Origin of the sequence: Alteromonas confluentis (genome assembly GCF_001757105.1) — a bacterium.
Taxonomy (GTDB): Bacteria; Pseudomonadota; Gammaproteobacteria; order Enterobacterales; family Alteromonadaceae; genus Alteromonas; species Alteromonas confluentis.
Genome location: NZ_MDHN01000010.1, coordinates 61,177 through 84,284, shown reverse-complemented (window position 1 = coordinate 84,284; position 23,108 = coordinate 61,177). Strand labels below are relative to the sequence as shown.

Here is a 23,108-nt window from a genome sequence, read left to right as displayed (position 1 = left end):
AATTATTGTTTTTACGCGTAATCCTGTTTAGTGAACTATAGTTAATTGCAGACTGTTCCTAATACTAAATCATAAAGGATTACGAATGTTCTTTGGCAAGAAAAAAGTCCGGGCCGAAAGTCCAATCACAGATCGGTTAACACTCTCCAAAAGCATATCAAGCAGTCAGATTTCCACTGAGAATCTGGCAGAGATGAACTTCTCATCCGGTACGGCACTGGTCATCGCGTTCGTATCACCTCACCTAGATTTTAATCGCATTAGCCAACAACTTACCGCCGCCATTCCTTATTGTAAGCATATTATTTCCATTATGACGTCAGGCGAACTAGGGGGTCAGGTAAACCTTTATCATCCTACATCAGAGAGTTGGGATAATATCGTTATCCATGCTTTTTCAGCTGCCATGATTAAAGATGTGTCGGTGTCTGCAGTCCCCTTGTTTAGCGAAGACATAAAAAGTGGTTCACCCAAACTTTCGCCGGAAGAGCGGGTAAACAGGATTTCCCGTGAGCTTGAAAACGTTCGAGTGCCTTTTGATATCGGTAGCCGAGATACTTTTGCGCTAACTTACTTTGATGGAATAACGGCGAGCGAGGATTTCTTTACTCAAGCATTATACAAAGCGAAGAAATTTCCTTGTTTCTTTGTCGGCGGGAGTGCTGGCGGAAAGTTAGATTTTCAACGGGCAGATGTGGCCTATAATGGTGAAGTAAAATCTAATCAGGTTTTGCTGGCATTCTGCAAAATGGATCGTCGCTATCGTTATGGATTACTCAAAAGCCATAACTTTGTTGCCACGGGTACGGGGTTCACCGTGGCGAAATTCGATCCGCTTTCCCGTACGCTTCATTCTGTATTAAACAGCAATATGGAATTGGAAACGCCGGTGTCTGCATTAAGCCGACATTTTAATTGTCAGCCCTCCGAACTTGAACAAAAACTCACCAGTCATTCATTCGGTATCACCATAGAAGGCAGTATTTACGTGCGCTCTGTGGCTGCCATCAATGATGATGGTACCATTCGTTTTTTCAGCGACATGTCATTTGGTGAATACCTTGAACTGGTTAAAGCGACGGATTTCAAACAGTCACTTCAACGCGATTTCGATGCTTTCCTCAGAGGGAAATCCGGTAAGCCAGTGGCACTCATTGCCAATGACTGCATATTGCGGCGTTTGAACAATCCTAACAGTCTTAGTGGGATCGGTACCTTCGATAATGTGATGGTGTCGGGGTTTTCAACCTTTGGGGAGTACCTCGGTCTTCATCAAAATCAAACTGTTACCGCAATAGGTTTTTTTGAGCATGATGACAAGCAATCCTATCACGATGAGTATGTGACCAATTTCCCATTTCATCTGGCATCATTTACCAATTACCATCTGCAAGCGAAGCTCATTAGTATGGGTAATATTAAAGAGCTGCAAAGTCGGTTAATAGAACAAACTGAGAAGTTTCATCCCTTGCTTAAAGAATCTACTGAGCAGTTGAAATATGTGGCATCGCAAGCCAGTGATTCTGCGGGTCGACAAATTGATTTGGGCAAGCAATTTGAGTCATTCCTTCAACAAATCGCGCGTCAGGAAAAGCAAAGAGGGGAATTGTCTGACGGCATGATGCGGTTAAAAGAAAGTGCAGAGCGTATTGTCAGTATCATACAGTCTATCAGCGGTATTGCTGAGCAAACCAATTTGCTGGCCTTAAATGCCGCGATTGAGGCTGCGAGAGCAGGGGAAGCCGGTAGAGGTTTTGCCGTCGTCGCTGACGAGGTGAGGGCTCTCAGTCAACGCACGCAATCGAGTTTGCAGGAAACCGGTGACACAATTAACGAAGTATCGGCATCCATTGATGGAATTTCTTCTGCCATCGACAGTATTAATGGCCTACTGCAAGAAATCGAATCGGGTTCGGTAAGCTTGAGCGCTGAGCTTAGCGAATTATCTACTGCCTCTAGCGATGCCAGTCAGCGGGCTGAGCAGGGCATTAGTCGAGCCGATCATGCTTTTGTTCAGATGCAGGAAATCGAGAAAGAAACCTTGATCATAGAAAAGCTCAATCAACTCGCTAAATCTTGAGTAATTCCAACATGCTGGTAGTGTTTTGCTACCAGCATCAATTCCTTTTCTCGCCACTTTTTCGCCATTTGGCTATTTAACAGTTTATTAAATTTCCTTCTTATTCTTTGTTAACTTAGCGTTACTTTTACGCGTGTCACTTCTTTGATTTTCTTGACGAAACTCCAGCCAGGGCTTGTTGAATAACAAGTTTAAAGCAAAGCGGATTTGCTCCTGCGTGTTAACTGATTGTTTTATTTGTTTTATGAATACGTATGCAGATCATTGAGCAAATTTTACCAACTGGTTAGGATGCTCGCGACGATAAACATTGTCATTAAACAGCAATAAAAATATTGATGACAACTCATCAAAGCTGCCTCTGGATGCGCCCCATTTCAGCAAACCGATTAGTCCCATTCTTCGGTGCGCACCATCCAGAGGAGCAGCTTCTCGGTTCACATTAGGGAATATTAATGACACATTTCAAACCGAACTTAATCAAGATGGCTTTTATCGCGACAGGATTTGCCATCACCGCTGTACCCGCTTTCGCACAATCCGATGAAACTGAATCTGCAGACGACGTTGAAGTTATTCAAGTCTCCGGTATTCGAGGTAGTTTGCAACGGGCACAAGCCATTAAGATGGATAGCACGTCCATCGTTGAGGCGTTGTCTGCAGAAGACATCGGAAAATTACCCGACACCAGTATTGCAGAATCACTTTCCCGTCTTCCAGGTCTGGCCGGTGAGCGACGAAATGGCCGTACGAGCGGTATTTCTGTTCGCGGATTTAACGAAAACTACGTAGGCACCACGCTGAACGGCCGTGAATTGCTCGGTATGGGTGACAACCGCGGCGTCGAATTCGACTTATATCCAACGGAAATTATCTCTAATATTCTGGTTTACAAAACGCCTGAAGCTGGCATGACCACACAGAACATTGGTGGCTCTATTGATTTGCAAACAGTGAAACCACTGACTGCGGAATCTACCATGACCATCAATGGTACGCTGGAAAAAAACAAAGAAGATGCGGCCAACCCTGATTTTGACAATCAAGGGCATCGTCTTTCGTTCAACTTTGTCGATCAATTTCTTGACGACACCTTAGGGGTTGCGTTGACCGTTGCAACCATGGAATCGCCACGTCAGGAAAATCAATTCCGCGGTTGGGGTTATGCTACAGCAAATCCTGACAACGCTGCTGAAGGTGTGACGGTTCCTGAAGATACACTGATCCTGGGTGGTCACGACTCATTCGCCCGTTCAGCAATGATGAACCGGGATTCAGTGGCCGCGGTTGTTCAGTGGGCACCCACAGATACGCTGAATTTGCAATTCGATGCGCTTTATATCGACTTCCTTGAAGATGATGCCCGACGCGGTGTTGAAGAAGGTGGTGCTGAATGGGGTACTGGCGACTACACGATTACCGGCGTAGAAGATGGCCTGGTAACGTCGGGATACTATGACGGCTTTTATAGCGTGGTACGCAATGACGTTCGCCGTCAGGATGCAGAACTGAAAACATTTGGCTTGAACGTAGAATACATCCTTAACAATGACTGGAGCGTTACGGCTGACGTTTCAACCGGTAAAGTGGATAAAACCATCACCGATATTGAAAGTTACTCAGGTGTTGGCCGAGCCGGCACAGATGGTCGCCCGTTGACAGCACGTTCATGGGAAATGACCTCTACCGGCGCGATTTACACATCGCATCCGTCTATGGCCGATGTGGATCTTACTGATCCAAGTCTGATTCGTCTTGCTGGGCCGCAAACATGGGGAGCGCCTATCGTTGGTGGTGATGCACAAGACGGTTTCGTAAACCAACCCATCTTTGAAGAAAGTCTCGATTCATTCCGTTTGCAGACGGAAGGATTTATTGAATGGGGCGTATTCAGTGGTGTAGAAATTGGTGTTATTTACTCCGATCGCGAAAAGAGCAAAATCAATAATGGTGCTTATCTGACTGCACCGACTTATCCTGGTGATGATGCGATTCCTGACGTGCTTGGTGTTGTACCGTTGGACTTTGTGGGTATTGGTGGTGTACTGGCTTACGATGCCCTTGGACTTTATAACAGTGGGTACTATCAGGCTACCGACGCACAGTTGGTTGATGCTGGACGCTTAGGCGATACCTATGTAGTAAACGAAAAGCTGACGACCCTATACGGAAAACTCGACATAGATACCGCCATTGATGATATCTACATTCGCGGTAATCTGGGTCTGCAAGTGGTACATGCTGATCAAAGTTCAACCGGTTTTAGCACTGCCATGACCTCTGATGGTTTTGTTGAGGCAATTCCTGTGGCCGGTGGTACAGATTACACTGATGTGCTGCCCACTCTGAACCTGAGTGCGGAGTTTGCCGAAGGCCAATTTTTCCGCCTTGGTTTAAGCAAAGTGCTGAGCCGTCCACGTATGGATGATATGCGCCCGAATAATCAGGTCACGTTCTCATTTAACAATACCAACATTCTTTCGAACAGCTTGGAAAATGGCCCATGGGGTGGAAGCTCAGGTAACCCTGACTTGAAACCTTATGAAGCGAATCAACTGGACTTGGCTTATGAAAATTATTTTGCTGATACCGGTTACATTGCGCTGTCTTACTTCTTTAAAGACATTAAGAACTGGCACCGTGAAAATGGCTTGTTAGCTGACTTTACACCATACTACTTGCCAGAAATTCACCATACTCAAGATGATGCTGCATTACCACCAGTGTTGTTCGAAGGGTATAACACGGCGCCACAAGATGGATTCGAAGGATTTGTTCGCGGTTACGAAATTCAAGCGAGTTTGCCTGGTGAACTGATCGCTGACGCGCTGCAAGGTTTCGGTGTGTTTGCAAGCGCGACCTTCATGGACGGCAGCGCTGATGCAGCTGCAGAGGGCGGAGAAACGCGTATTCCAGGTCTTTCTGATGAAAACTACAGCTTGACTGTGTTCTATGAAAGTCATGGTTTTGAAATTCGTATTGCTGGTACTAAGCGTTCTTCATACCTTACCGAGGCGCGTGGCCTGAGTCTGGCATTATCTGATACCACCAACCAAGGCGGCACCTTCTGGGACGCACAACTTGGTTATGACTTCAGTGAGTCCGGTATCGACTATCTCGAAGGACTTCGCGTAACACTGCAAGCACAGAATATTACCGACCAAGACGATGTACAAACCTCTGGCACCGATAGCCGTCAGGTATTGCTCTATCAATCTTACGGCGCAAACTATCTGCTTGGCTTTAATTACGCATTCTAATAGCGTCAAGCAAATCAGTAGTTGAAAGGTAAAATTTTCATTAGCCTGTAAAAACCGCCCTAGTGCAGGACGCGCTGGGGCGGTTTTTTATGCACTAAGCACTATCATTGTGCTTATTTTTCACATGAACACTCGTCCTTATCCCGCGTTTATCGCGGTCTACATTGCCTTTACCGTTAAATCGTAGCTCTGCCACACTGCCATTTCATTTTGGTACAAATCATGCTGGTCTTACCAGAGAAAAGTTAGAACAGGCAACGTTAAGGACAGGCGATATGAAATCTGCGTTGGTAGTTGAGGGCGGTGCAATGCGAGGTATTTTTGCCGCCGGTGTGTTAGATAAATTTATGGAAGAGGACTATTACCCCTTCGATTTCGCTATTGGCGTATCTGCAGGCGCAACAAATTTATCGACGTACGTTTGTGGGGCCCATGGTTTGAGCAAAACCATCATTACTGATTTTGCGACCCGTAGCGAATTTTTCAGCCCGCTGCGGTTTATCAAGGGTGGGCATATGACAGATGTGCATTGGTTGTGGCATCAGGCAAAGGCAATTCTGAAGGCACCTGACGCGAGTATTCCTTTGTATGTTGGCATTACGAACACACAAACTGGTGACAGTGAGTACCATCGCGTTACCCGAGATACGGTTGACCAATTAATGGTCGCATCCTGTGCGATCCCTACAGCTTATCGAACACAGCCTGTCATTAATGGTGTGCCTTATGTTGATGGTGGAGTAGGGGATTCTATTCCTGTTCGCCAAGCTTATGAGATGGGGGCGCGTGATATTACTGTGATTCTTTCCCAGGCCCGTGGCTTTACAAAACCAGAATTGAAAAGTAACTGGCTATTACACAGAATGTACGGTCAACAGCCTGGTTTATTAAATGCCATGCTTCGTCGGGCGGCGACTTACAACCAAACGTTGGAATTCTTGAACTCACCGCCTTCTGATTGCAAGTTAACGGTGATTGCACCCGATCAGGCGTTCTGTGTTAAACGTCTCACTATGGACAAATACAAGTTACTTAAAGGGTATGCGCAAGGGCGAAGGATGGCACGGCGTGCGCTTTATGCAAATGCGGCATAATCTGCAGAAAGGATTTGGCTATTAATTTCAGATTTGCGATACTGCCGCCCCTTTTTTAAGCAGCAGTAGAAGTACACTCGTAAAATGGTATACACGCAATCAGCAATAGGTTTAGTTAACCCTAAAAACCCCGTTAACGTTGCATCTGTTTTGCGCGCCGCGGGATGCTACCAGGCATCTGCAGTATTCTATACTGGCGAGCGCTACGAGCGAGCGAAGGAATTTTATGCAGACACCAAAGCAATGCATAAAGTGATTAACACGTCTGCTGTTACCGATTTGCAACAGGCTGTGCCGGACGGCGCTAAAACCGTTGTTATTGAACTCGTTGAAGGGGCGATACCCTTGCCGGATTTCGTTCATCCGGACAATGCTTTTTATGTGTTTGGTCCAGAGGACGGGTCTGTACCGGCATCAGTGCTGGCGTGGGCTGACGAGGTTGTATATATTCCAACCAAAGGTTGTATGAATCTTGCTGCTACAGTAAATGTGGTGCTTTACGATCGACTGGCGAAAGGGGATTTTGATCGCAGTGATGATGTGATTAGGGCTTCCCGAGACACCAATAATCAGCATCGTATACCTAAAAATAACAGCTCGTCTTAGACCTGTTCCTGTTTTGCAACACCATTACTAAGAATAGTAAAAAAGTGTCAGGATATTTTACGATCTAATCGTTTGATCTGATCGATCGAGAGTAGTGATCATAAAAATTTTCCAATTAATTTGAAAAACCGGTAAAAACTGCTAGCGATATTTTTACCAACATATCATGCAGTTAGCATGAATAATATACAGTTTTGCAGCTGTTAAATTCACTTTAAATCAATAGGTTATAATTTTAATACGTTAAATGACGTATTTTTTATCGTAAATTTTTAGTAATTCTTCAACTTTCATAAAGCAATACTTCATTTTATATTTTTAAATATCTTTAGATCCGCACAAAGTTGGTCTGAATATTGTTTAATATTTCTGGGAAAAGTACGTTTAGTATAAAAATAAATTGTAGTAACGCTGTAAGAATGCATTTGAGTTGTGGCATTTATTTAAATCCGTTATTCAAACTGATCTCGCAGGGTGACCCCCGCATCGCAAGGTGTGGGCTGTTTGGGAAGTCACGGAAGCACCAAGTAAGACTTATTAATAGAATAAAAAATCCTCTTTCGAATCGTTGGGAGTCAGAGTGAAACGTCGCTTGTTAAATGCTTTTAAAAAAGTCCATCAGGTCCCTGGTGTTAAGCACATCGTAAAACCGCTAGTAAAGCGGAAAATGAACAAAGCCATTGATGCGGCTGCCAGTCATTTCTTCGAACACTTTACGCTTGTTGTCGCCCACGAAGAGAGAGACCAACGTGCGTGTTTCCGAACCCGACATCAAGTATATTGTGAAGAGATGGCCTTCGAAGACACAAGGCCAAACAAAATGGAAGTCGATGAATTCGACGAGTATGCAATCAGTTGTTATATAAAGCACAAAGCCACAGGTGACTGTGCAGGCACCATCCGCGTGGTTATGCCGCAACATAATGGTCAAATGCTTCCCATCGAGCAAAATTGTGCAGAGGCTATCCGTATGGATGAAAACAGCCCGGCGCGACTTCCTCGACATTCTGTTTGTGAAATTTCCCGTCTTGCCATACCCAAACGCTTTCGCCGTCGCGAAACAGATACAAACCTTTCTCCAGTGACTGGCAAATCACTCGACAAAGGTTTCAAGAAAACCAAACCAGACCGAAATTTCCCGTATCTCACATTAGCGCTCTATTTCTTTGCGGCAACGATCTGCGTATTGCGCGATGTAGAAAATGTCTACGTGATGATGGAGCCTAAGCTCGCCAGAAGCCTACGGATGCTCGGTATTGAATTTAACCAGTTAGGGCAGGTGATTGATTATCATGGTAAGCGTGCTGCTTATCAGCTGTCTCCAGAAGAGTTCTTCCAACAAATATCACCTTCTCTGCACCGTTTTTACCGCAAGATCATGAAAGAACTGGAAGATGTGCCTAATTTTGGCTCAATTCACAAGCCGAATCCGTCAATGCTAACAACAAAAGATCAGAAAACACGCGCAGCATAGCACTGAATACGTATGTTTATTGTTTAAAGGAACCGAGCCTGTATGCTCGGTTTTTTTATAACAAAAATAATCAACGGAAGGTCTATGCTTACCAGGCAAATACACCGCATCGTATCCCTCACTATCACGGTAGTGATGGTTATGGGATGTCAGCAATCACCGGAGCAGAATGTGACAACGCCTACTCGTGATGCAGAACAAAACGCGCAGCAGAATAAGGTGATTATTTATCAAGTGTTCACCCGTCTGTTTGGCAACACCAATACAACCAATAAGCCTTGGGGCACCATTGAAGAGAATGGTGTGGGTAAGTTTGCAGATTTTTCGCCAAAAGCATTGAATGAAATCCGCAAATTGGGGGTATCGCATGTGTGGTATACCGGTGTACCTCATCATGCTTCCGTCACAGACTATAGTGCGTTTGGTATTCAGCCTGACGATCCTGATGTGGTAAAGGGGCGTGCAGGTTCACCTTATGCAGTACGAGACTATTATAATGTTGACCCAGACTTAGCCGTAGATCCTACTCGTCGATTGGCGGAATTTGAGGCACTTATTCAACGTACTCATGATGCTGGCCTGAAAGTGATCATTGACATTGTGCCAAATCACGTTGCCCGCCGGTACGAGTCTCTTACCCGTCCGGAAACGACGTTTGGGATACATGACGACACTACGGTAACCTACCACAAGAACAATAATTTCTATTACCTGCCGGGTGAAAAATTTGAAATCCCCGACTTTACTTCACAAACCGAGCCCTTAGGTGGTGAAGCCCATCCGCTTGTTGATGGTGAATTCGATGAATTTCCCGCACGTTGGACGGGTAACGGTGCGAGCAAGGCTAAGCCTGACGTTAACGATTGGTATGAGACCGTAAAAATAAATTATGGCGTTTCACCCGGTAGCGTAAACGCATTTCCCGCGTTTCCCGACTCACTTTCTTCTGACGCCACATTGCAGCAGCACGCCAATTTCTGGCGTGGAAAAACAGTGCCTGATTCGTGGATTAAGTTTCGCGATATTGCGCTGTACTGGCTGGACAAAGGCGTAGATGGCTTCCGATACGATATGGCTGAGATGGTGCCTGTGGCCTTCTGGTCTTATCTTAATAGCGCGATAAAACAGGTAAATCCAGACGCATTGCTGTTGGCAGAAGTCTATCAACCTGCGCTGTACCGAGATTACATTCACTTGGGCAAAATGGACTATTTGTATGACAAGGTAGATTTTTATGATTCATTAAAACGCATCATGCAGGGAAACGGGAATGTATCTGCACTTGATAATATTCAGCAGCAGTATGCCGATATTGCTCCTCACATGTTGCACTTTCTTGAGAACCACGATGAACAGCGTATTGCTAGTCAAAACTTTGCTGGCGACCCGTTGAAAGGGAAGCCGGCTTTGGTGGTATCAGCGCTTATTAGCGCATCGCCCATGCTTATTTATTTTGGTCAGGAAGTCGGCGAAGATGGCAGTGAAGCGCTAGGTTTTGGGCAGCCAACCCGAACTTCTATTTTCGATTACGGTGGTGTGCCCGCCCATCAGCGTTGGATGAACAATGGGGCATTTGATGGCGGCGCGTTGTCTGAAGATGAAGCCGCATTGCGAGACTACTATTTCCGCGTATTGAATATCGCGAGAACACATCCTGTGGCCAGCTCGGGTGAATATCGTTCATTGCAATGTACTATGTTGGTTGATGGTATGAGCGACGACCCATTTGTTTTTGCTTTTCAGCGCCACACAGAATCAGCGCAGCTAATAAGTGTCAGTAATTTTTACAGTGAAAAGGCTGTCGAGGTTACGCTTACCGTTCCTGACATCACGCAGTTAGATGACAGCCAACGCGGGGCTGCCATCTTTACGGATTTATTGTCTGACACCACTCACGCATCACATAAAATTGGTGGCAAACGGATAATCCAACTAAAACTCGAACCACTTCAATCGGTTATATTGTCCCGGTAATAAGCGCCATAAGGTTATGCGTAACCAAGTTGGGTGATTTACTACTGTTTCGATTCGGCGGAAAGTGCAGCAAAATGCAAGGCTGCGCCACCGCCGGGTTGTAGTTTTAGTAATACGCTTTCGCCACCAACAATCTCGGTGGTTGTTATTCGGTAACTGGCCGGATTGCGCTCCCAGTGTGCATTTCCCACAATATCCCCATGTATTTACCGGGTTTGATATAGCTGATGTCGATGTTTTCCTCAGCAGGCGCGTTAAGATTAAGCATGATATCGCTATTGAGGAGATCGACGGCTGAGGTTCCTGCCTGAATGACACGCCAGGGACTAATAAACGGCGTATTGATATACGCTTTATCACCGTTCGCCCAGGGCACCAGATCTGCAGTAAAGATGATCTGATTATCGTTAATACTTTTCAGCGTCATTGATGGGTAGTCCAACAACGCGGCTTCGTGCACCGCCATGATAATGCCGTCGTCTTCTAAGGTGATTGGCGTATGGGCGATATCGACACTGCTTAATGCCGAATTTGCATATTGATACTCATAGCGTTGGTTTTTATATGCGGGGATCCACCATGCCTGAAAATTTCGGTTAAAGGAAAAGCGAGTGAGTTCTTCGGTAACCGTCAGTCTGTTGAGCTCAGGTTGTTGTGGAATGGCATAACGAAATGCGATGCCGTCATTATAAGCCCGAAATATTAGCGAAAAACGACGGTGCTGTGTTGTGGTTTCCTGCAAATCGATTTGGAGCTGCTCGTAGTTGTCGACAACCGTTTTTCGCTCTCCCCATACGGTGTCCCAGGAATCACGATGATGCTTCTGGCGAGTATTTGTTACTTCAAGATTGTTTGATAGTGGCTCTTGGTGTTTAAATCGAAAACCCAGCGCGGAAGGGCGAATAAGCAGCTTGTCACCCAAACTGACCGAATAGGTTGGACTGCCGTCATTGACTACAAAGGTGACGGACAAATTACCATCAGGAGAATGGAGTACGTGTTTTTAAGCCCGGCTATTCGTATCCATTGCTTGTGCGTCTATGGCGCCGCAAAGCAACAAAAGAAAAACTACCGTTAAAAGAGTTGAATTGCGCATGTGTTACATCCAGAGATATTACCGTTGTAGGTAATCTTGTTGAGTAGGAAAATTAAGTAAACAGCCACGGAAAAACGCATCGAGATCTTTCTCTACGAATAAATCGCCTAATCCAGGTTGATTCTTGGCTAGCGGGGGAAAGCAACCGTAGCCGGCAAGCAAACAGTGCCATGATGTGGTGCCGAAATGGTGATGCAGATTTTGCCGTTGGATCTCGGCGGGCAAATCTCCCTTTCGATACCACACATCAAGGAGTTGAAGCAGCGACTCCGACAGCGCCATGTTGTTACGGTTCTCTCGCCAATAGTCAGTATCGTCTCGGGTATTCAGTTTGTAGTGGGCCACAATATAGTCGCGAACCCGATTAAATCGCTCGCTAATGTGAGCGTTGAAGGTGTCTTGGTGAGCTGAACCGAAATGACCTTTCTCATAATGTTCAATGAAGAATTCTGTGGAAAGTTGTACCAGGTGAAGCGCAGTGGCTTCCAGGGGCTCGATGAATCCCTGCGCCAGGCCTAGTGCAAGACAATTTCGATGCCAGTGCTTGTGAGCCTGTCCGACTTTCATAGAAAGAAAGCGGGCCTCACCGTCATTATCAGCTAAACCAAGGTGCTGTCGTAGTTCTGTTTCAGCCTGATCGTGACTGATATGCGCTGACGAAAAGACATAGCCATTTCCGGTGCGGTGGCTAAGCGGAATAGACCAGGCCCAGCCTGCGGATAACGCTGTTGAAACGGTTTCAACAGGTAGCTGCCCAGCAGCAGGTGTAGGCAACACAACGGCGCTGTCATTAAATAAATTGTCACTGAAAGACGTAAACCCTACCTCGAGCGCCTGTTGTAATAAAAGAGAGCGGAAGCCGGTGCAGTCGATAAAAAAGTCACCTTCCACAAAACTGCCGTCTGCCATTTGAAGCCCGCGAATATCGCCATTGGCATGTTTTAGAACCTGCGCAATATTTCCTTCTTTACGCATGACTCCCAGCGTAGTTGCATGCTTTGTAAGAAAGCGGCCGAGCAGGGCGGAATCAAAGTGATATCCATACTCGATTCTAAAAGGAAAATTAGGCGGTGTTTTAGGGGCTCGGTGCGCTTTTGCAAGCCAGCCGTTGAGCAGAAAGTCGTCTGGCTGGGTGTTTACATCAAGACCTAATCGGCGAGTATGGCAGTTCACATGAAATGCCCGTTCTGTGAATGTATCAGGCTGACTAATGAACGGGTGTGAATATTCTTTAATGCCTGAACCTGGACTCCAATTGCGAAAGCGAATATTGACTTTATAGGTCGCATTGCAGGCTGGCATCCAGTCTTGCTCTGCAATACCGAGATCACTGAAAAAGCGTTTTAATGTAGGGGTCGACCCTTCACCCACACCCACGGTAGGAATATCAGCGGATTCAACCAGGGTGACCGAAACGGGTTTATCCCGCCAGGCATGTGCGATGAGATTGGCGGCCATCCAACCTGCCGTACCACCTCCTGCGATAACGATGTTATGCAAACGCATCAGTTCGCCGTGATCTTGCGAAGAAAATCATCATGTGCCACAAGACTGCCCAAAGGCTGCAGTTTGGCGGCTTCTATTTTCTGCATGATCGCGAGGATCTCTTGATCAGAGAAGTTATTGGCAGAAGGATGGTAGCTTTGCGGCATTATCCCTTGGCCGAGCATCACCTCAACCCATGAAGCATCGCGAAATATATCGTTCTGTTCATTATGCAGCGTCGCGGTGTCGCGAAAGGCATCTATTTTGGTGGCAAGTCTTTCAGGAAGTGCGAGTTTTTGCATGTCTCGCCAAAACTCAGAGTCATCACGTTCAGTCACGTTATAGTGCAAAATGATAAAGTCTCGAATCGTTTCAAATTCTTCTTTTGATTCGGCGTTGTACAGCGCTTCCATGCTGGGGGTGATGGCATGATTTGGAAACATTTTAAGCAAGCGGACAATACCACTTTGAATAAGATGTATGCTGGTGGATTCCAGGGGTTCCAGAAATCCGCTGGAAAGCCCGATTCCAATGACATTCTTGTGCCATTGTTTAACGGTACGTCCGGTTCGAAAGGTGATCTTTCGCGGCGTATCTAAGGGGGCGGTGTCCAGATTAGACATCAGGGTTTGTTCAGCGGTGTCGTCATCCATATAACGGGAACTGTAAACCAGCCCATTGCCATTTCGATGTGTTAGCGGAATTCGCCACTGCCACCCACTCTCGTGGGCGATGCTGCGAGTGAACGGAGCGGTTTTCTCATGGCGCTGGGAAGGTACGGCAAGGGCTGAATCTGCACACAACCACTTTGACCAGTCTTCGTATTCGACGCCGAGTGTTTTTTGTAGCAGTAGACCACGCATACCGGTGCAGTCGAGAAACAGGTCGCCGTGGATTTGTTTACCGCTGGTAAGTTGCAACGCCTCCACAAACCCGGTTTCTGGGTTTGTTTTTACATGTTCAATTTTACCTTCGGTTCTCACCACGCCTGATTTTTCAGCCAATCGTCTTAAAAACTGACCATACAAAGTGGCATCAAAATGGTAAGCGTAGGGGAGTTGATATACTGGATTGTCGGTTTGGATTTTATTGAATGTACCTGCTTTACACGCCAAATAATTGAGGTCGTAATCCCAGAATGATTTGTTCAGGCCCGCTTTCATTGCCCGTAACCAATAATGCTGGAAGCCAACAAAGCCGACCGTCGCACCCGGGGCACCGAAAGTGTGGTAATAGCTGCTGCCTTTTTGTTTCCAGTTTTCGAAGCGGATAGCGAGTTTGATTGACGCGTTGGTTTCGCTCAGGAAAGCTTTTTCATCTAACCCAAGGAATTGGTTGTATGTTTGAATAGGTGGGATGGTGGCTTCACCTACGCCAACGATGCCAATATCTTGAGATTCAACCAGCTCGATTTCCAGGTGACCAAGTACTTTTTTTAGCAGTGCGGCTGCCATCCAGCCAGCGGTGCCGCCGCCAGCGACAACAAGTTTGCGAATGTGAGCGCTCATACGCGAATCCATTTATTAGCTATGTAAAAAAGTATATTAAGAGTTTTTGCAAGTGAGTAAATGAAAGAAGGGGAATTTGCCTGCGCAATATGGAAAGTAAATTCCCCGACGATGAACCAGGCACCGGTTAAAACCGGTGCCAATGGTTAACGACTTAGTAGAAAGAATAGTTGAAGTTCAGCATGTATGAAGGACCAAATTCACGACGCAGGGTTACGATACCGTTGCTGTCGCGGGTTTCTTCTTTTTCATCGGTCAGGTTGGTACCTTGTAAAGAAACGCGTAAGCCTTCCAGATACTGAATACCACTGTCTTCGAAGTCGTAGCTGATTTGTGCATCGACCTGAGTGATACCGTCACGGGTAGCGGCTTCAATTTTGTTTGAGCCCCCACGTTGATAAGTCAGGAACTCACCACGGTCTGTTGCAGCAACACGTACTTCAAAGCCGTTCTTTTCATAATAAGCGGTGAGAGACATGGTTCTGTCAGACTGTCCCGGAATGGCGGTACCGTCGTTTAACTCAGCATCGATGTAGGTGTAAGAGGCAGCCACACCAAAACCATCTAATACGTCAGTGACCATGCGCAGTGGAACTTGCGCTGTTACTTCAGCCCCTTTCACGCTTCCTGTCAGGCCATCTTCGAAGAACGAGAATGTACCTGTGTCAGGGGGCGTTAAAATTGTACCCTGAGCGTAGAAAGTACCATCAGGACCCACCAAGCCTTCTTCGGCGATCACTTCCTTGTTGTGGAAGCTTGGAATGTAATAATTCGCGCCACCGTTTGTTTCATCGTTGGTGAAGTCGATAGTCAGGTTACCGTCACGTGTCCAGTTAACCAGGTCTTTGTAGAACATGGCTACAGCAATATAACCTTCGTCTTCGAAGTAGTTCTCGAACGAAATATCAAAGTTGTTCGCTTCCAGCGGACGTAATCGCGGATTACCCTGGAATTTAGACCATGGTGTACCGTACTGGTCTACTGCAGCCTGGTTGTTAGGGATCGCGACCAGGTTAAGGTTTTGATCGTACTTCACAAAGCCTGAAGCTTTCATCTGGTCAATACGCGCACGACTGATGGTTTTCGTTGCTGCAAAGCGTAAGAACTGGTTGTCGCCCACTTCAACCGTCACATTCAGACTTGGCAGGAAGTGTGAGTAGTCGTCAGAAATATCCTGAATACAATCGGCGTCGATAACGTTGTTGTTGTCAGCGTCACATACTTTGAAGTTCTCGCCAACAATACCGATGTACCCGGTAGAGCGTTGATCGGTTTGCACATATTGCGCACCGAAGTTACCCATTACAGGGAAACCACCGACTTCGGTCTCAAAGTCAAACTTGGCAAAAAGGCTTGTCACTTCTTCATAGATTTTAAACGTGTCACCCAGACGATCTGGTTCCAGTAAGCCTGCATCGTTCAGCGTATATTCGCCATCGTTGTAAGGGGCGAAACCGTTATAAGCTACAACCTGACCAAGACCTGCCCATGTGAGGTCGGCTAAGCCGTCGTATAAATATTCACTTGGAATGGCTTCCGAATCAGGGAAGCTAGAGGCTGTAGCAAAGAAACCGCGGTTGTCTTTCATTTTGTAGCGATCGCTGTATGCCACCCCTACATTAACTTTATTGACGATACCCCATTCAACCAGACCTTCAGTTTCAAGACGTACCGTGGTTAATTCTTCTTCGAAATCCGCGTAGTTCAGGAAGCCGTCTTGCGCGTTTTCGAAACTGCCACCCAATGCCGTAAATTCATCAGCAAGGGCTGCCATACCGCCACCCCAGGTTTGCGGGCCGGTAAGTTGTAACAGACTCGGGTCGGAAAAAGCACCAAGTCCTGTTGAACCGGTAAAGAAAATTCCGTCTGAGCTCATCTCGAAGTTACGTGTACGAGAAGCACCATCGCCAATGTCAGAGCCACTTCTGGCAATACCGGCATAAGACTCACCGCGCAAATCGCGTTTCTCGGAGCTGCTATCTGCAACGTCTAATGTAACTGACCATTCATCATTCAGGTGATAGTTAACGTTAAGACCAAAGGTAGTCAGTTCACCGTCTTTCTGCGCAGGGTCGGTACGTAAAACAGGATTGGCGGCACGTTGCACACCGGTTGTATTTACGCCTGAACCATTTTGCGCCGCTTCATCCAGCTCGAACGGTTCGATAAATCCACGAATCACACCTGAGTCTGAATAATCAATGCTAAGCGCATCTACCACAATGTCTAAATCGTCAGTAGGACGCCATTGGAAAATACCCGAGAAGGTGTCGCGTTCCAGAACGCGGCTAATTGCTTGCGTATCAAGACCTGAAGGAACGATGGCACCGGTATTTTCGTTTTCACCGTAGCCCCAAACACCGTATTTTCTTTCGTTACGCGGTGATTCTGTCGTTGCCACAGCAACCGCGATACCCATGGTGTCGTCGGCGAATTTTTCAACGAAAGACAAGGCGTAGCGCTTACCGGTGTTGTCGAACTCCGGGTTATCAGAGTCGTTGCCACCCATTTCATAAACGCCAGTGAGAGTAAGCGTCTCCTGGGCTGCAAGAGGGCGCACGGTTTGCAGGTCTACCGTACCACCAATACCCTGAACTAACAGGGAGGCATCGGCGGTTTTATAAATGGTTGCACCAGTCATGATTTCTGATGGATACAAATCGTATTCCACACCACGGTTGTCACCGATACCGATAAGTTCACGACCATTCAATGAAGTACCGGTGAAGTCTTCTTTAAAACCACGAACTGAAACACCGGAAGTACGACCACCTACGCGTTCACCGGCCATACCAGGCAATCGTGCCAGTGATTCAGCGATAGAGGAGTCTGGCAGTTTACCGATATCTTCAGCAGAAATTGCTTCAACAATGGATGAGTTATCCATCTTAACGGCCTGAGCCCGCATCAGCGAGCCTCGAATACCTTTAACAGCAATGACTTCCACGTCTTTAGCATCAGCATTTTCTGTTTGTTGTGCGCTGATTACGCCAGAGTAGAGCGCTGAGCTGACAGCCAGCGTCAGGACAGCGGGTTTAAAAAATTGTGTTTTCTTCATTTTGTAGTGCCCTTTTGTGCTTTTACATGATGTGCATTGCTGCAACATTGCATTAACAATAGGCGTTGTTTTTATAATTCGCAAGAAGTTTTTTGTTTTTTCTTAATTGATTAAGTTTTTATAATTCCATGATGTATATGCATTGTGGGTATTTTTTCCATTTATGGCTTAATTGATTCAGAATTGAGGTGTTTTGTGTAAGGGGGTTGTAATGTTGCATTTGTGTAAAAAACCCAAGAGATTCAAACGCTTCTCAAATATTTATATAGTCACGAAAGACGCATCTGTCTAATTTCTTTGAATACGTATGCAGGGGTTTGGTGCGCTTTGGCAGTACAAGGTAGTATCTCCTAGCAATTAACGTATCGTTAACAGCATGTAAAAACAAAAGCTGTAGTCAGGAACCCCAAGTATGAAAATCAGCCGCTTAACCTCAAGCATTTTAACCAGTGCCTTCTTTTTGTCAGCATCGCAGGCTGCCACGATTTCGCCTCCCATGTGGTGGGTTGGCATGCAAGAAAGTCATTTGCAGTTGCTGATTGAAGAAGAGGGAGTGGGAGACGGTACTGTTACAACAAATTTTCCGGGGGTTGTTGTTAAAGGCATCGTCCCTTCTTCCAATGACAATACCTTATTTGTCGACTTGGAAATCAGTGACGATGCTAAACCGGGTAAGGTGTCACTCACTATCGAAAAGAAATCCGGTGACACGATCACGCTGGATTATGCGTTGCATGCGCGGCAAACGGGTTCTGCCAACCGACAAGGGTTCGATAGTAAAGATACAATTTATTTATTAACGCCAGATCGATTTTCAAATGGCGACACCCAAAATGATGATGTTGATGGTTATAAAGATGCACTCGACAGAGAAAATAAAGGCGGGCGTCATGGCGGCGACATTCAAGGAATAATTAATCACCTTGATTACCTGAGCAAAATGGGATTTACCCAAATTTGGTCAATGCCTTTGCTTGAAAATGCCATGGACAGCTACTCCTATCATGGCTATGCGATTACAGACTACTACAACATTGATCCCCGGTATGGCAGTAATGCTGACTACAAAAAATTAAGTGTTGCGGCCAAAGAGCAGGGTATTGGTCTCATCATGGATATGGTGCTTAACCATATTGGGGGCAATCATCCGTGGATGAACACTGCACCGGATGAAAACTGGATACATCACGATGGGGAATTTTCCGCGACCACGCATATTCGCGAAACCATGCACGACATTCATGGAACCCAATTCGATAAAGCCGCCTTTAACGATGGCTGGTTTGTGCCCTCGATGCCAGATTTAAACCAGAGCAATCCTAAGCTTGCCACGTACCTCATTCAAAATGCCGTTTGGTGGGTTGAATATGCGGGATTAAGCGGCATCCGTGTAGACACGTATTCCTATTCAGACAAGGCCTTTTTGTCGGCCTGGACCCATCGATTAATGACCGAATATCCCCAATTAAATATCGTCGGTGAGGAATGGTCTGTTAATCCTGTTATTACCTCCTATTGGCAGCACGGCACCTTGCGTAAAGACGGTTATAAATCCTGGTTGCCAGGGGTGATGGATTTTCCGCTTCAAGCCGCTTTGGTTACCGCGCTTAATGAAGATGAGGGCTGGGGAACTGGGTTGAAAAAGCTCTTTGAAGTGCTGGCAGGCGACTTTATTTATGGTGATCCGTCTAAATTGGTCATATTTGCCGATAATCATGATATGAGTCGTATTTACACCCAACTTGGCCATGATATTGATAAGTGGAAAATGGCCATGACAACCATTCTGACTACCCGAGGGATACCGCAGATTTTCTATGGTACAGAACTGTTAATGCAAAATCCGGGTACGGAAGACCACGGGATCATTCGTAGCAATTTTCCGGGTGGCTGGAAGGGCGATAGCAGCAACGGATTTACGGGGCAGGGATTAACCCCCGAACAGACAAATGCACAACAGTTTATTCGTAATTTGTTGCAATTGCGTCAATCTTATCCAACATTATTTAGCGGGGAAATGACGCATTTCGTTCCGTTCGACGGTACTTACGTGTATTTTCGTCACGACGCAGAAACCCAGCAACAACTCATGGTCGTGCTTAACAAGGGCGACGAGAAAGCCCTCGATATATATCGTTTTGATGAGCGCCTGTCGACATTCTCACAAATTCAGCGTGTCGACGCGAAAGGCTTTGCCACCAAGGCGCTAGACAGCACGCTTGAGGTGCCTGCGAACCAGGCAACCGTGTGGCTGATCAGCAAATAATTATAATTAGAGAATAAAATGAATAAAACACAACCTACCTTACCTTTCTGGCAAATATGGAATGTCAGTTTTGGCTTCCTCGGTGTGCAGTTTGGGTTTGCCCTGCAAAATGCCAATGTCAGTCGCATTCTTTCTGATCTCGGGGCAGACTTACACTCACTGGCATTATTTTGGTTGGTGGCGCCTATTATGGGGCTGATCATTCAACCTATTGTTGGCTCTGCATCAGACCGAACCTGGAACCGGTTAGGTCGTAGACGCCCCTTTATTCTCGCCGGCGCCATCGCCGCGGCTATTGGCATGTTGCTAATGCCAAATGCGCCACTCTTCGTTACGTTAATGGCTCCGATGCTGTTTGGCGCAATGATGTTGGCGCTTATGGACGCTTCTTTTAACGTTTGTTTTCAACCCTTCCGCTCACTGGTTTCCGACATGGTACCCGCGTCACAGCGTAATGCCGGTTACTCTGTACAAGCGCTACTGATTAATATTGGTGCCGTTATCGGTTCCTTATTGCCTTTCATTCTAACCAACGTGGTTGGCTTGGATAATACGGCTGCGTTAGGTGAGGTGGCACCTTCTGTGGTGTGGGCATTTTATATTGGCGCCACTGTCTTATTGGGAACGGTGATTTGGACTGTTATTCGAACCAAAGAGTACGCACCAGAAGATTATGCCCGTTACAAAGGGCTGAATGTTGACGATGCAACGCAGGCAGAGAAAACCCCATTCTGGACACTGGTAAAAACCATGCCTGACACCATGAAGCAGTTGGCGGTGGTGCAGTTTTTTTCCTGGTTTGCGCTTTATATCATGTGGGTCTATACCATGCCCGCCATCACCCAGCACATATGGAATATAGACAAACAATGGTTCGATCCTGCCTATATTGCGTCGGTAGGTAGCATGCCCGAGTTTGTTGTTGCTGCAAAAGGGGCTGCCGGTGATTGGGTGGGGATATTGTTTGCGGCCTACAGTGTATTTGCGGCCGTGTTCTCAGTATTTCTGGCTCGCTTAGCCGATGGTTTTGGCCGTAAAACCATTTATGCCGGTTCACTGTTGTTAGGTGGCATTGGTTACATCAGTTTTCTCTTTTTCCAGGATCTGGAAGCCGTACACGTTAATTTGCTTATCACCGAAGTCACGGTGCCCCAAGGGGCTGTCAATTTAGTGATACCGATGATTGGTGTGGGTATCGCCTGGGCAGCAATCCTTGCCATGCCTTATGCCATGCTCGCAGGCTCATTACCTGCAGAAAAAACCGGTGTGTATATGGGGATCTTCAATTTTACCGTTGCCATTCCGCAAATTGTGGCCGGACTCACTGCCGGTTGGATTTTAAGCAGCCTGTTTGACAACACCGCGATCAATATCATTCTGGTCGCTGGTGTATCGATGATCTGCGGCGCGATTGCTGTTTTGTTTGTTCGCGAGAACGAACTCAATAGTCAGCAGGCGGTAGACAAGGAACTATGATGAAACTATCAAAACTTACCCAATGTATGCTGCTGGCCACTGCAGCGGGTTTATCAGCGTGTAAAAGCACATCCACAGAATCTGCGGCAGCGCAGGCTATAACAAATCCCCCAGTTTTACAGGGAACCAATGAGCCGTTTAGCGCAGAGGCTATTTACTTCATTATGACTGACCGTTTTGTCGACGGTGACCCAACAAACAATTATGAAACCCAGGGTGGCGAGCATCCTACCTGGGAACTGCGACTCGATGGACCGGACGGTCAATACGCTAACGTGGGCTACATGGGAGGAGACTTACAAGGTGTGGTCGACAATATCGATTTCATTAAAGCAATGGGATTCACTGCGGTGTGGTTAACCCCGGTCGTTGATAACCCGAACCAGGCTTTTACCGGTAGTGAACAAATCACCTATGGCGGTCAGTTTAAAGACGGTGGGAAAACCGGTTATCACGGTTATTGGGCGACGAATTTTTACAAAGCGGATGAGCACTTGGTCAGCGATTCCCTCAGTGTGAAAGACTACACCAGTGCCATGCATGATGCCGGACTCAAAACAGTATTCGACATTGTGGCAAATCACGGTTCGCCCAGCTTTACTATGCCGGTGGATCAACCTGGCTTTGGTGAAATCTATGATGCTAGCGGCAAGCTGGTGGCTGACCATGGCAACCTTCATCCTACAGAACTCGACCCCTCCAATCCGCTGCAGGCTTTCTTTCATCCTTTTCCTGATTTAGTGGAGCTGTCGAACCTGGATGAGTCGAATGCGGACGTGCAGGATTATCTGATTAATTCTTATTTATACTGGATAGAGCAGGGCGCAGACGCGTTTAGAATTGATACTATACGACACGTACCGCACAGCTTCTGGCGGGTGATGTCAGATCGCATTCGTGAGCAACATCCGGGCTTCTATATGTTTGGTGAAAGTTTCCAATATGATGCGAACTTTATTGCTCAGCATACGTTGCCTAAGAACGGCAATATCAGTGTGCTGGATTTCCCTATGCAAAAAGCGATGGTGTCGGTTTTCGGAACGGAAGCAAAGGGCTTTGAGGCGTTAGGCGACGCGCTTTATCTCACCCATGGGCCGTATCATAACCCCTACGATCTCACCACGTTTTACGATAACCACGATATGCCAAGAATGAATGCAACCGACCATGGGTTCATCGATGCGCATAACTGGTTGTTTACGTCCCGCGGCATTCCGGTGGTATATATGGGCTCTGAAACCGGCTTCATGCGCGGTACCGCTGAGCACAGTGGTAACCGTAATTATTATGGTCAGGACAAGGTAGATAGCGCACCTGACCATGACATTTATAAAGCGTTGGTGCCCATCGCTCACGTACGACAGAAAACGCCTGCTTTGCAGCGAGGGTTGCAGTACATGCTTGAGCTGGAAGGCGACCGAGCGGCATTTTATCGCGTGGTACAAGATGAAGATGCAGCGCAAACGGCCTTGGTGTTGCTCAACAAGGGCGATGCCCCGGCAAACTTTGCGATTACAAGCGTGATGCAACAAGGCGAATGGACAGAGCAAATAAGTAACCAATCGGTTACGGTTGATGGCAATCCGCTTACATCAACTGTAGCAGCTCACGGGGTACAGGTTTGGGTACGCAACGGTGAAGTGTCTAATCCGGTTTTATTAGACGCTTTGCTTGATCAAATGAACAATCAGTAAATAAGTCTTCATGACCAATGCAAAGAAAAAAGCAGTC

Annotated in this window: 12 protein-coding genes and 2 pseudogenes; 9 read left to right on the top strand and 5 right to left on the bottom strand. The window is 46.5% G+C overall.

Features of this window, described 5'->3' with window-relative positions; genetic code table 11:
- Positions 1 to 85 precede the first annotated feature (85 nt).
- Positions 86 to 1,900: pseudogene (locus tag BFC18_RS04865) on the top strand (methyl-accepting chemotaxis protein); the annotation flags it as partial.
- 441 nt (positions 1,901 to 2,341) lie between these two features.
- Here the strand turns inward: BFC18_RS04865 and BFC18_RS21580 are convergent.
- Entirely contained in the window at positions 2,342 to 2,542 is a 201-nt protein-coding gene (locus BFC18_RS21580) for a hypothetical protein (protein WP_139138954.1), read from the bottom strand.
- Here BFC18_RS21580 and BFC18_RS04860 point away from each other — a divergent pair.
- The 5 genes from BFC18_RS04860 to BFC18_RS04840 all read left to right on the top strand — a co-directional run bounded on the left by BFC18_RS04860 (position 2,536) and on the right by BFC18_RS04840 (position 10,488).
- A complete protein-coding gene (locus BFC18_RS04860; protein WP_070124074.1) occupies positions 2,536 to 5,340 on the top strand; it encodes a TonB-dependent receptor in 2,805 nt (934 codons plus the stop codon). The two genes, BFC18_RS21580 and BFC18_RS04860, sit on opposite strands and share 7 nt — an antisense overlap.
- A 275-nt stretch (positions 5,341 to 5,615) precedes the next feature.
- Entirely contained in the window at positions 5,616 to 6,434 is an 819-nt protein-coding gene (locus BFC18_RS04855) for a patatin-like phospholipase family protein (protein WP_070124073.1), read from the top strand.
- Positions 6,435 to 6,518: 84 nt separating this feature from the next.
- Positions 6,519 to 7,040 carry an RNA methyltransferase gene (locus BFC18_RS04850; protein WP_070124072.1) on the top strand — a complete coding sequence of 174 codons (522 nt, stop codon included), beginning with the start codon at positions 6,519 to 6,521 and terminating at the stop codon, positions 7,038 to 7,040.
- 667 nt (positions 7,041 to 7,707) lie between these two features.
- Positions 7,708 to 8,514, top strand: a complete 807-nt coding sequence (locus BFC18_RS04845; protein ID WP_083272924.1) for a PEP-CTERM/exosortase system-associated acyltransferase — start codon at positions 7,708 to 7,710, stop codon at positions 8,512 to 8,514.
- An 84-nt stretch (positions 8,515 to 8,598) separates the two neighbouring features.
- A complete protein-coding gene (locus BFC18_RS04840) occupies positions 8,599 to 10,488 on the top strand; it encodes an alpha-amylase family protein (RefSeq protein WP_070124070.1) in 1,890 nt (629 codons plus the stop codon).
- Between the two features lie 145 nt (positions 10,489 to 10,633).
- On the opposite strand, the pseudogene BFC18_RS04835 reads toward BFC18_RS04840, so the two are convergent.
- The 4 genes and pseudogenes from BFC18_RS04835 to BFC18_RS04820 form a co-directional block, all read right to left on the bottom strand.
- A pseudogene (locus BFC18_RS04835) lies at positions 10,634 to 11,470 on the bottom strand (glycoside hydrolase family 97 N-terminal domain-containing protein); the annotation flags it as partial.
- Positions 11,471 to 11,602: 132 nt separating this feature from the next.
- Positions 11,603 to 13,090, bottom strand: a complete 1,488-nt coding sequence (locus BFC18_RS04830) for a tryptophan halogenase family protein (RefSeq protein WP_170826565.1) — start codon at positions 13,088 to 13,090, stop codon at positions 11,603 to 11,605.
- Positions 13,090 to 14,577, bottom strand: a complete 1,488-nt coding sequence (locus BFC18_RS04825; RefSeq protein ID WP_083272922.1) for a tryptophan halogenase family protein — start codon at positions 14,575 to 14,577, stop codon at positions 13,090 to 13,092. Before BFC18_RS04825 ends, BFC18_RS04830 begins: the two co-directional genes overlap by 1 nt.
- Positions 14,578 to 14,731: 154 nt before the next feature.
- Positions 14,732 to 17,635, bottom strand: coding sequence for a TonB-dependent receptor (locus BFC18_RS04820; RefSeq protein ID WP_070124066.1), 2,904 nt, complete (start codon positions 17,633 to 17,635; stop codon positions 14,732 to 14,734).
- A 412-nt stretch (positions 17,636 to 18,047) separates the two neighbouring features.
- Between BFC18_RS04820 and BFC18_RS04815 the strand changes: the two genes are divergently transcribed.
- Genes BFC18_RS04815 through BFC18_RS04805 form a run of 3 tightly spaced genes read left to right on the top strand, consistent with a single transcriptional unit; the run spans position 18,048 to position 23,071 of the window.
- Positions 18,048 to 19,901, top strand: a complete 1,854-nt coding sequence (locus BFC18_RS04815; RefSeq protein WP_070124065.1) for a glycoside hydrolase family 13 protein — start codon at positions 18,048 to 18,050, stop codon at positions 19,899 to 19,901.
- 18 nt (positions 19,902 to 19,919) lie between these two features.
- Complete coding sequence (locus BFC18_RS04810) at positions 19,920 to 21,377, top strand: MFS transporter (RefSeq protein WP_070124064.1); 1,458 nt, start codon at positions 19,920 to 19,922, stop codon at positions 21,375 to 21,377.
- The gene (locus BFC18_RS04805) at positions 21,377 to 23,071 is read left to right on the top strand and encodes an alpha-amylase family glycosyl hydrolase (RefSeq protein ID WP_070124063.1); all 1,695 of its coding nucleotides are present in this window, start codon (positions 21,377 to 21,379) and stop codon (positions 23,069 to 23,071) included. The genes BFC18_RS04810 and BFC18_RS04805 overlap by 1 nt, the downstream gene beginning before the upstream one ends.
- Positions 23,072 to 23,108: the final 37 nt, after the last annotated feature.